Consider the following 10,682-nt stretch of genomic DNA (forward strand, 5'->3'; position numbering starts at 1 on the left):
GTTGGGTGCGGATCATGCCGCTGCCGTCGGTGTGGGACGGTTCGAAGGCCTGGGTGAAGACTTCGCCAGGGATCTTGTCACGCAGCGGCTCAAGGATCGCCAGTTCATCCGGGCCGGGTAGGCCGGTGGCGGCCATTTCCGAGTTTTCGAAATAGCTGCGGGTGCGGGTGTAGGCACCGTTGAACAACTGCTTGTTGCTCCATTCGAAATCCAGCAACAGGCTGATGGCCTTGCGCACCCGCACGTCTTGGAACATCGGCTTGCGCATGTTGAACACAAAACCCTGCATGCCAGTGGGGTTGCCGTTGGGGATTTCTTCCTTGATCAAGCGGCCTTCTTTCACCGCTGGAATGTTGTAGGCATTGGCCCAGTTCTTGGCGCTGAACTCCAGCCAGTAGTCGAACTGCCCGGCCTTCAAGGCTTCCAGGGAGACGGTGCTGTCGCGGTAGTAATCGGTGATGCGGGTATCGAAGTTGTAGAAGCCCTTATTGACCGGCAGGTCCTTGGCCCAATAATCCTTGACTCGCTCGTAGCGAATCATACGGCCTGGCTTGACTTCGGCCACCTGGTAAGGCCCGCTGCCCAGAGGGATTTCCAGGTTGCCCTTGGAAAAATCCCGGCTCGCCCACCAGTGTTTGGGCAGCACTGGCAACTGCCCCAGGATCAGCGGCAACTCGCGGTTGTTGGTGCGCTTGAACTTGAACAGCACGCGCAACGGGTCTTCGGCCACCACCTCATCGACGTCGGCGTAGTAGTTGCGGTACAGCGGGTTGCCTTCCTTGATCAGGGTCTGGAAGGTGAACACCACGTCTTCAGCGCGGATCGGGTGGCCGTCATGGAAGCGCGCTTCGGGGCGCAGGTAGAAGCGCACCCAGCTGTTGTCCGGGGCTTTTTCGATCTTGCCGGCCACCAGGCCGTATTCGGTGATGGGTTCGTCCAGGCTCTGCATGGCCAGGGTGTCGTAGATCAGCGGCAGGTTATCCGCCGGCACGCCCTTGCTGATGTAGGGGTTGAGGCTGTCGAAGCCGCCCATGGCCGATTCGCGGAAGGTGCCGCCCTTGGGGGCGTCGGGGTTTACGTAGTCAAAATGCTTGAAGTCGGCGGGGTACTTGGGGGGCTCGTTGTAGAGGGTCAGCGCATGTTGTGGCGCGGCGTGCGCCGCGGTGCACAGCAACAGGCTGGCGAGCAGGGTAGTACGCAAGGACATCATTGGGCTTTCTCCGAAGCTTTCAGCCACCACGCGCTCAGGCCCAGGCTATAGGGCGGCGTGGTGACGAAGGCGAACCGGTTGCGGTACGCCAGGCGATGATAGTTGAGGTACCAGTTGGGAATGCTGTAGTGCTGCCACAGCAGCACCCGGTCCAGGGCGCGGCCGGCGGCCAGTTGTTCTTCGCGGGTCTGCGCCGCCAGCAGTTGGTCCAGCAGGTGGTCGACCACCGGGTTGGCGATACCGGCGTAATTCTTGCTGCCCTTGATTGCGGCTTGGCTGGAGTGGAAGTACTGCCACTGCTCAAGGCCGGGGCTCAAGGTCTGGTTGAGGGTCATCAGAATCATGTCGAAATCGAATTGATCGAGGCGCTGTTTGTACTGTGCGCGGTCAACGGTGCGCAAGCGGGCGTCGATGCCGATGCGGGTCAGATTTTCGACATAAGGTTGCAGGATGCGCTCAAGGTTCGGGTTGACCAGCAGTATTTCCAGACGCAGCGGTTGCCCGTCCTTATCCAGTAGGCGCTGCCCCGACAGTTTCCAGCCGGCCTCGCCGAGCAGGGCCAGGGCCTGGCGCAGGGTTTCGCGGGGGATGCCGCGGCCGTCGGTGTGCGGCAGGTTGAACGGCTGGGTAAACAGCGCGGCCGGCAGTTGGTCGCGGTAGGGCGAGAGCATCAACCACTCATGGCCCACGGGCAGGCCGGTGGCCGAGAATTCACTGTTGGGGTAATAGCTCACCGAACGCTTATAGGCGCTGCTGAACAGTGTGCGGTTGGTCCATTCAAAATCGAACATCAACCCCAGGGCTTCGCGCACCTTGGCCTGGCTGAACGCCGGTCGCCGGGTGTTCATGAACAGGCCCTGGCTTTGAGTGGGGATCTGATGGGCGATCTGCGCCTTGATCACATCGCCGCGGTTGACCGCCGGGAAGGTGTAGCCTGTGGCCCAGTTTTTGGCCTGATGCTCGATATAAATATCGAATTCACCGGCCTTGAAGGCTTCAAAGGCCACGTCACTGTCGCGATAGAACTCCACTTCGACCTTGTCGTAGTTATAGAAACCCTGGTTGACCGGCAGGTCTTTGCCCCAGTAATCCTTGACCCGTTCAAACACCAGTTGCCGCCCAGGCGCAACCTTGGTGATGCGATAAGGCCCACTGCCCAGGGGCGGCTCGAAGGTGGTGGCCTTGAAGTCACGGTTTTTCCAATAGTGCTGGGGCAGCACCGGCAACTCGCCCAGGCGCAGGATCAGCAAGGGGTTGCCGGCGCGCTTGAACACAAAGCGGATACGGTGGGGGTTGAGGATGTCGACCCGGGCCACTTCCTGCAGGTTGGTGCGGTACTGCGGGTGGCCTTCGGTCAGCAGGGTGCGATAGGAGAACGCTACGTCATCGGCGGTGATCGGCTTGCCGTCGTGAAAGCGCGCTTCGGGGCGCAGGTTGAATACCACCCAACTGCGGTCTTCGCTGTATTCCACCGACTGGGCGATCAGGCCATAACTGGAGGTGGGTTCATCTCCGGACGGCGCGTATTGCCCGGTGCCCACCATCAAGGGTTCATTGAGCTCGTTGACGCCGTACTGCAGGAAATTGGCGGTGGAAACCGGGCTTGAGCCCTTGAAGGTATAGGGGTTGAGCGTATCGAAGGTGCCAAATGCCATTACCCGCAATGTGCCGCCTTTTGGCGCTGCAGGGTTTACCCAATCGTAATGGGTGAATTTGGCCGGGTACTTGAGTGTGCCGAACTGCGCATAACCGTGGCTCTCGGTGATCGTCGCGTTCGCCGCAAAGCTCAAGGCCAGGCTTATTAGTAAAAGGAGGGGACGCTTCAAGTCAGAGATCCGATCCGGGCGGCTTGGGCTTTATGATCGGTACAGTAACAGCTTGTTCCGGTTGGAAAAAGGCTGTCGGGAAGGCCATGTTGCGGACTGCGAGCTATTGGGCGGTATGAAGGTCAAATGTGGGAGCTGGCTTGCCTGCGATAGCATCGACTCGGTGCCTGGGACATACACCGAGGTGTCTGCATCGCAGGCAAGCCAGCTCCTACATTGATTTATCTTGGCCCGGAAACCACCAGCATCTGGCCTGGCTTCAGTGCCTGGCCGGTGCGCGGGTTCCAACGCTTGAGATGTTGCATCTCGACGTTAAAGCGTTTGGCCACCATGTACAGCGAGTCACCTTTCTTGACCTTGTACTGCACCGGTTTTTTCGCCGCAACTTTGCGCGTGTCCTGCATCACCAGGGTCTGGCCGACCTTGAGAGCCTGGCCGTTGAGCTTGTTCCAGCGCTGCAGGTCATGCACATCGACCTTGTTGGCCTTGGCGATCAGTGTGAGGTTGTCGCCACTGCGTACCTTGTAGCTGCGGGTGCGCCCTGCAACGGCCTTGGTCTCGACTTCGTCGAACACCGGCTTTTTCGGGCGCATGCTCAGCAATTCTTCCGGCTTCATCGTCGAAAGGGTGCTGGTCAGCAGTTGGGCCTTGGAGGTCGGTACCAGCAGATGCTGGGGGCCGTCCAGGGTGGTGCGTTGTTTCAACGCCGGGTTGAGCTGGAACAGTTCGTCTTCGTCGATCTCGGCCAGCGCGGCAACCCGTGACAGGTCCATGCTTTGCTTGACTTCAACCACTTCGAAGTACGGCGTGTTGGCAATCGGGTTCAGGTTGACGCCGTAGGCTTCGGGCGCCAGTACCACCTGGGACAAGGCCAGGAACTTGGGCACATAGTCCTTGGTTTCCTGAGGCAGGGGCAGGTTCCAGTAGTCGGTGGGCAGGCCGAGCTTCTCGTTGCGCTCGATTGCCCGGCTGACCGTGCCTTCGCCGGCGTTATAGGCCGCCAGGGCCAGCAGCCAGTCGCCGTTGAACATGTCATGCAGACGCGTCAGATAGTCCAGGGCGGCGGTGGTGGAGGCGGTGATGTCGCGGCGGCCGTCGTAGGCGCGGGTCTGGCGCAGGTTGAAGTAGCGCCCGGTGGAGGGAATGAACTGCCACAAGCCGACCGCATCGCTGCGCGAATAGGCCATTGGGTTGTAGGCACTTTCAATCACTGGCAGGAGCGCCAGCTCCAGGGGCATGTTGCGTTCTTCAAGGCGTTCGACGATGTAATGAATGTAGAGGCTGCCGCGTTCGCCGGCATTCTCCAGAAAGGAGGGGTTGCTGGCGAACCACAGGCGCTGTTGCTCGATGCGCGGGTTGACCCCGACACCGTCCTGCAATTGAAAGCCCCGACGCATGCGTTCCCAGACATCCTGGGGCACTTCGGGGCTGGGCTTCTCTGATAGCCAAATAGGTTTTTGCTTGATCTTGGCAGCAAGATTCGGTTTGGGTTGCACGGTGGATTGTGCAGCGTAATGGGTCGATTGGCAGCCCGCCAGAGTTGCGGAAACGGCCACCGCCACGGCTTGAGCCAGGCGGGTCAATGCGTCTGAAGAAATGGATTTACGAATAGATGACGACATTGGCTGGAAGTAAGTTCCGGGCAAAAATGTCGGGCGATTCTAGAAAGCGCTTTGGTTCCGGTCAACCATTCAGAAATTACGTATCAGAATGCATCTGGTTAGAACTTATCTTTCCAAGCCCTCAAGCTAGCAAACACCTCGGCCCCAGAGCGGTTGTCGCGGCCGTTCCGTTCGTCCGCTTTTTGTTTAACGGATGTTTCAGCGGTGCGCAAAAATGGGTTAGTAAGTTTTTCCAGGGCCAGGTTGGATGGCAGCGTCATCTCGCCACGGGCGCGGAGTTGGGCGACATTTTTCACCCGTTCGGCGATGTCGGCGTTGTGCGGTTCCACGGCTTGTGCAAACTTGAGGTTACTTTGTGTGTACTCGTGGGTGCAGTACACCTGCGTATCGGCGGGCAGGGCGGCCAGGCGTTCCAGGGAGCTGTACATCTGTTCGGGCGTTCCCTCGAAGAGGCGACCGCAGCCGGCAGCAAACAAGGTATCGCCACACAGCAACACGCCTTGGTGGTAAAAGGCGATGTGGCCGAGGGTATGGCCTGGCACGGCGTACACGTCGAAGTCCCAGCCCAGCACGTTGATGTGGTCGTTGTCGTGCAAGGCCACATCCCGCGCCGGGATCTTTTCGTTGGCCGGGCCGTAGACCTTGGCGCCGGTGGCAGTTTTCAGTTGCTCGACACCGCCTACATGATCATGGTGATGGTGGGTGACCAGGATGTCGCTGAGGGTCCACGCCGCATTCTGCTTGAGCCAGGCCAGCACGGGCGCGGCATCGCCGGGATCGACCACCGCGCAGCGTTGGGTGGTGGGGTCCTGTAACAACCAGATGTAGTTGTCGGTGAAGGCGGGTAGGGCACTGATCTGTATCATTCTTCGATTCGCCAAGCTGAACACATTGGTGCATCTTAGAACGTCTAGGCGAGTTGGAGAATGCAATGACTGATAAAGCGTTCGCCCAGGCCGATCCTGAGTGGCTGGCCCTGATCAGCGCGGCCCGCGAATGGTTGTCCGGGCCGATTGGGCAGTTTTTGCTGGAAGAAGAGCGGCGCATGCTCGAAGACGAGCTGGGCCGGTTCTTTGGTGGCTACCTGGTGCACTACGGCCCGTCGGCCGACACGCCGCCCTCGGCGCCGCAGGTGCAACGCAATGTGCGCCTGGGCGCGCCGTTGCCGGGGGTGGAAATCGTCTGCGAGGAACAGGCCTGGCCCTTGAGCGAACACGCCGCCGATGTGGTGGTGTTGCAGCATGGCCTGGATTTCTGCCTGTCACCCCACGGTTTGTTGCGCGAAGCGGCGAGCAGCGTGCGCCCAGGTGGCCATTTGCTGATTGTCGGCATCAACCCCTGGAGCAGTTGGGGCCTGCGCCGTGTGTTCGCCCATGACGGGTTGCGTCAGGCGCGTTGCATCGCGCCATCACGGGTGGGTGACTGGCTCAACCTGCTGGGCTTTGCGCTGGAGAAACGCCGCTTCGGGTGCTATCGTCCGCCGCTTGCGACTGCCAAGTGGCAGGGCCGCCTGGCCGGTTGGGAACGCCGCGCAGGGGCCTGGCAGCTGTCGGGTGGCGGCTTCTATTTATTGGTTGCACGCAAGATCGTGGTCGGGCTGCGACCGGTGCAACAAGTACGCCGCGAGCCGATCGGCAAGCTCGTGCCGATGCCGTTGGCCAAGGTCAACCGCGAACAACGCGAACCGTAAAACCTCTTTTTGATTTCAGGCCGAATAACCGATGACCGATAGCGTAGAACTCTTCACCGATGGCGCCTGCAAAGGCAACCCGGGCCCAGGCGGCTGGGGCGCCTTGCTGGTGTGCAAGGGCGTGGAGAAGGAACTGTGGGGCGGCGAAGCCAATACCACCAATAACCGCATGGAACTGATGGGCGCCATTCGCGGCCTCGAAGAACTCAAGCGGCGCTGCAACGTACTCCTGGTGACCGACTCGCAGTATGTGATGAAGGGCATCAACGAGTGGATGGTCAACTGGAAAAAACGCGGCTGGAAGACGGCGGCCAAGGAGCCGGTCAAGAACGCCGACCTGTGGCAATTGCTCGATGAGCAGTGCAACCGTCACGACATCACCTGGAAATGGGTACGCGGCCACATTGGCCACCCTGGCAACGAGCGCGCCGACCAATTGGCCAACCGTGGCGTGGATGAAGTGCGCGGCTACAAGCAGAGCTGAATCAGCGACACCGCAGCGGCCGTTCGAGCCGCTGCTTCACTGCCGCCATCTTGCGTGGCGAGTCCACCAGCACCGCATCGAGCTTCAGGCAGGCAGCAGCGCGATAATCGTCATCGTTGTTGACCCCAATCGCCAGAATATTCGACTCGCCGTTGGCGCGGAAACAGTCGACAGCCTGGGGCGTCCACAGCTTGGCATTCACCGCTGAACGGGCCTCGCCGAGGGTGAAGGTTTCCACCACATCCACTGTGCGCTGGTACTCGAATGCTACCCAACCGCCGGGTTGCGGAGGCGGTTTGCAACTGTTTGCCAGGGCGACATTGGCCAGGCGTTCACGGGTCTGGTCGCGGGATTCGAACAAGCGGGCCTTGGGATATTGGGCAAATGCTTGCTGGTAGCTGACGTCGGTGGAGTAGATCCACACGCGGTCCCAGGCGTGGTGCTGCTCCAATACGCGGGCGACAGCCGCGGCCTGGGGCGCAGCCGGCAGTGCTTTCATGTCGAGGATGATCGGGGTGTTGGCTGGAATCGCCGCCAATGCCTGCTGCAATGAGGGCAACGCTACGGCCTGGGTGCGATAAGGAAAGGTCACGCGGCCATCCGCTGCAGCTTGCTTGAACTGCCAGCCAGCGTTGAGTTGTTGCAACTGCACCCAGGTTTTCTCTGCGACCGCGCCGCTACCCTGGGTATTGGCACTCAAGTCGGCGGGTCGGTACAACACGGGCACGTCGTCACGGCTCAGTTGCACGGTCAGCCACAGCATGTCGACGTTATGGTGCAAGGCGTTCTGAATCGCCAGTAGCGTGTTCTCCGGAAAGTCCGCCGTGCCACCTCGATGGGCTACGATCAGCGGCAGCTGGGGGCCTGCGATGTCGGGAGCTTGCGCAGTGGAACAGCCACCGAGCAGGAGGCTGGCCAATAGCAGCGCTGGCGTGTATCGAGCTTCAATCATTGAGGGGCACCTTTGGCAGCGGTGTCCGGCATACTGCCGGGCAGGCCTGATGGGTAAACGAAAGGCACCATTATTTAATTAATACCGGGTTGAATGCTAACGGGAGTGCGGGATGTCCTCTTTACCTCATGCCGATGTCCAGGCATTTCTTGACGAAGCAGTAGAGAGCGAGCCGCAAGGGCTGACGTACACGCCGCCACGCATTTCACAGATGATCCGTCGTACGTTGCCGCCTTGGGGTGCGATTGAGTGCGTGCAGGTGGCGCATCGCCCACATCGCTTTGAAATGCGCCGTGCGCAGCATCAGTTTGCGCTGTATCGGCAGGGTTCGGTCAGCGATGGCGAGGTCAGCATCGACGGCTTGCGCATGGCTGGGCCGAGGGCTCTGGACCAGTTCGTCGATTTTATTCCGGCCGGTGCCTTATTCGAAGGGTGGACGGGTGAGCGTGCCAGGGTCGGCTATGCCCTGGTGTCGATTGATGAGGATCAATTGGCGGCAGTCTGCCCGACCTATCGTGTACAAACGGATCTCAAGCCGCTGATCAGTTGCCATGATGCTTTTTTGCGGGGATTGCTGGAGCGCTTGGATCAGGTCGTGCGTAGCGGCAAAACCGATGCCCTGTACCTGGAAACCCTGGTGATGCTGTTGATGCAGGAAGTGCGTGCGCTGCAACAACTGCCGGAGGTTGTGCCGGTGAATACTGGTGAGTTCGGGCCTGTGCAGCGCCAGCGTTTGATCGACTATATCGAGGCATCCCTGGCCAACGAAGTCCGCCTGGCTGACTTGTCGAACATCGTCAACCTCAGCCCTTATCATTTCTCTCGGGTCTTCCGGCGTTCGTTCGGTATGTCACCGTACCAGTACCTTTTGCTGTGTCGCGTCAATCGGGCCAAGCACTTGATTACCACCACTGACCGCAGCCTGTTGGACATTGCCCTGGACACCGGGTTTGCCGGCGCCAGCCAGTTTTCCCGTGCGTTCCGGCGCATCGTGGGGCAGGCCGCTAGCCAGTTGCGCCGCCCCTAGGCGTCGTACATTGCGCAATATGTGTCAACACAACAGCAGGCAAGGTAAAGCGTCCTGCGAAGCTGCTCGTTAGTCTGGCTTCAACGGTCGGTTACCCCGTAATCGACTTCAAGCCATTCGTAAGCGTGAGGTAATAAGCATGGGGATTCTTCGTAGGTGGGCACTGAGTGCATGGGTCGCGGCTGCGGTTTTTTCCGTCGGGGCCAACGCTCAAGCTACCCCCGTCATCAAGGAGCGAGGCGGTCTCTACTATCTGGCACCTGGGTATACCGCGGCTGACGTCGCGAATTTCTATTGGCGTAGCCTGAATGGCTGGTCGGAGCATCCAGCCGAAATGGCCAAGTATTATCAGAAGGATGGCGTTTACGCACTGGCCTATGCGCCGGTCGATGATTTTCCGAATGTGGGCTTTAAGCGTGCCAATAAAGGGCGCCAGGAAATGACCGATTACTTCACCAACTTCAGCAAGCAGTTGGGCAACTTGAGGTATAGCGATCCCAAGACCTGGACCTTGCTCCAGACCACCCAAAAGGGCACCTACGTGTTTGAGTACAGCAGCGATGGGGTGATTCGCGCCACTAACAAGCCCTACCAGCAGCGCTTCATCGCTATTTTGCGAATGGCCAAGGATGGGCAAATCCAGTCGGTGCGCGAGTATTGGGACCCCTACGTGGCCCTGCGGGATTTTGGCCTGATCAAAAAGACCCAGTGATCGTTGCGGCTTACAGGGTCAGGGTTGCGCGGGCGAGTTGCTCGTCCGCACACTTATAGAGCGTGCTAATATCCCGCCCCTTGAACTGTACCGAACCGTTGAGAGCTGAACCCTGATGGCCATCCGATCTGTTGTACTCGATACCGAAACCACCGGCATGCCGGTGACCGATGGTCACCGGATCATCGAAATCGGCTGTGTCGAATTGATGGGGCGCCGCCTGACCGGCCGCCACTTCCACGTCTACCTGCAACCGGACCGCGACAGTGATGAGGGCGCGATTGGCGTCCACGGCATCACCGACGAATTCCTCAAGGGCAAGCCGCGCTTCGCCGAAGTGGCCGATGAGTTCTTCGAATTCATCAATGGCGCCCAGTTGATCATCCATAACGCGGCGTTCGACATCGGCTTCATCAATAACGAATTTGCCCTGATGGGGCAGACCGACCGTGCGGATATCTCCCAGCACTGTACGATCCTCGATACCTTGATGATGGCCCGCGAGCGCCACCCGGGCCAACGCAACAGCCTCGATGCCTTGTGCAAGCGCTATGGCGTCGACAACTCCGGCCGTGAACTCCACGGCGCCTTGCTCGACTCCGAGATCCTGGCCGACGTTTACCTGACCATGACCGGCGGGCAGACCAGCCTGTCCCTGGCCGGTAATGCGTCCGATGGCAGTGGTTCGGCGGAGGGCTCGGGCAACCGACCTTCGGAAATCCGCCGCTTGCCGGCTGATCGCAAGCCGACGCCGATCATCCGCGCCAGCGAGCAGGACCTGGCCGAACATGCGGCGCGGCTGGAGGCGATTGCCAAGGCTGCGGGTGCACCGGCGTTGTGGACGCAACTCACTCAGCAATAACCGCTCAAGTGGGCTCGCCTGCGAAGGTGGTCTGGCAGCGTTCACCTATCTATCTGACGCCCCACTATCCAAATGTGGGAGCAGGCTTGCCTGCGATGGCGGCCTGACAGCCGACGGTAACCACGATGCGAAGCGAGCCGCTCTTGATCTTGATCTGCTTTTGATCTCAAGCGCCCCGTCAAACCACGCTGGCCGGAATTCGACAGTGATTTGGGGGGTAAACCGGCAGGGATGCCGGTTTAGCCGCCCCGCGCCATGGATGGCGCGTGGCGGCGGCCCCCCAAATCACTGGCGGAT

General features: G+C 60.1%; 10 protein-coding genes. 5 read left to right on the forward strand and 5 right to left on the reverse strand.

Features of this window, described 5'->3' with window-relative positions:
* The 4 genes from GIW04_RS22100 to gloB all read right to left on the reverse strand — a co-directional run.
* A partial coding sequence (locus GIW04_RS22100; protein WP_236479195.1) for an extracellular solute-binding protein occupies window positions 1-1,210 on the reverse strand: 1,210 nt, incomplete at its 3' end.
* Window positions 1,207-3,036 carry an extracellular solute-binding protein gene (locus GIW04_RS22105; RefSeq protein WP_003190691.1) on the reverse strand — a complete coding sequence of 610 codons (1,830 nt, stop codon included), beginning with the start codon at window positions 3,034-3,036 and terminating at the stop codon, window positions 1,207-1,209. The genes GIW04_RS22105 and GIW04_RS22100, both read right to left, overlap by 4 nt.
* Window positions 3,037-3,257: 221 nt before the next feature.
* A complete protein-coding gene (locus tag GIW04_RS22110) occupies window positions 3,258-4,658 on the reverse strand; it encodes a transglycosylase SLT domain-containing protein (RefSeq protein ID WP_003190692.1) in 1,401 nt (466 codons plus the stop codon).
* Window positions 4,659-4,756: 98 nt separating this feature from the next.
* The gene (gene gloB, locus GIW04_RS22115) at window positions 4,757-5,524 is read right to left on the reverse strand and encodes a hydroxyacylglutathione hydrolase (RefSeq protein WP_120248278.1); all 768 of its coding nucleotides are present in this window, start codon (window positions 5,522-5,524) and stop codon (window positions 4,757-4,759) included.
* Window positions 5,525-5,589: 65 nt separating this feature from the next.
* Between gloB and GIW04_RS22120 the strand changes: the two genes are divergently transcribed.
* Together GIW04_RS22120 and rnhA are read left to right on the forward strand one after the other, a co-directional pair.
* Window positions 5,590-6,348 carry a class I SAM-dependent methyltransferase gene (locus tag GIW04_RS22120; RefSeq protein ID WP_003190694.1) on the forward strand — a complete coding sequence of 253 codons (759 nt, stop codon included), beginning with the start codon at window positions 5,590-5,592 and terminating at the stop codon, window positions 6,346-6,348.
* A gap of 31 nt (window positions 6,349-6,379) precedes the next feature.
* Window positions 6,380-6,832, forward strand: a complete 453-nt coding sequence (gene rnhA / locus GIW04_RS22125; RefSeq protein ID WP_003173571.1) for a ribonuclease HI — start codon at window positions 6,380-6,382, stop codon at window positions 6,830-6,832.
* A 1-nt stretch (window position 6,833) separates the two neighbouring features.
* Here the strand turns inward: rnhA and GIW04_RS22130 are convergent, their stop codons facing one another.
* Window positions 6,834-7,784: a glycerophosphodiester phosphodiesterase family protein gene (locus tag GIW04_RS22130; protein WP_120248277.1), complete on the reverse strand. Its 951-nt coding sequence runs from the start codon at window positions 7,782-7,784 to the stop codon at window positions 6,834-6,836.
* A gap of 112 nt (window positions 7,785-7,896) precedes the next feature.
* On the opposite strand from GIW04_RS22130, the gene GIW04_RS22135 reads away from it, so the two are divergent.
* From GIW04_RS22135 to dnaQ, 3 genes are all read left to right on the forward strand, one after another.
* Window positions 7,897-8,811, forward strand: coding sequence for an AraC family transcriptional regulator (locus GIW04_RS22135; protein WP_057709842.1), 915 nt, complete (start codon window positions 7,897-7,899; stop codon window positions 8,809-8,811).
* Between the two features lie 334 nt (window positions 8,812-9,145).
* Window positions 9,146-9,523 carry a nuclear transport factor 2 family protein gene (locus tag GIW04_RS22140; protein ID WP_236270445.1) on the forward strand — a complete coding sequence of 126 codons (378 nt, stop codon included), beginning with the start codon at window positions 9,146-9,148 and terminating at the stop codon, window positions 9,521-9,523.
* A 121-nt stretch (window positions 9,524-9,644) separates the two neighbouring features.
* Window positions 9,645-10,385 carry a DNA polymerase III subunit epsilon gene (dnaQ, locus tag GIW04_RS22145; protein ID WP_164692278.1) on the forward strand — a complete coding sequence of 247 codons (741 nt, stop codon included), beginning with the start codon at window positions 9,645-9,647 and terminating at the stop codon, window positions 10,383-10,385.
* Window positions 10,386-10,682: the final 297 nt, after the last annotated feature.

This window comes from Pseudomonas sp. PA-4-8C, from assembly GCF_021606625.1.
Taxonomy (GTDB): Bacteria; Pseudomonadota; Gammaproteobacteria; order Pseudomonadales; family Pseudomonadaceae; genus Aquipseudomonas; species Aquipseudomonas lactis.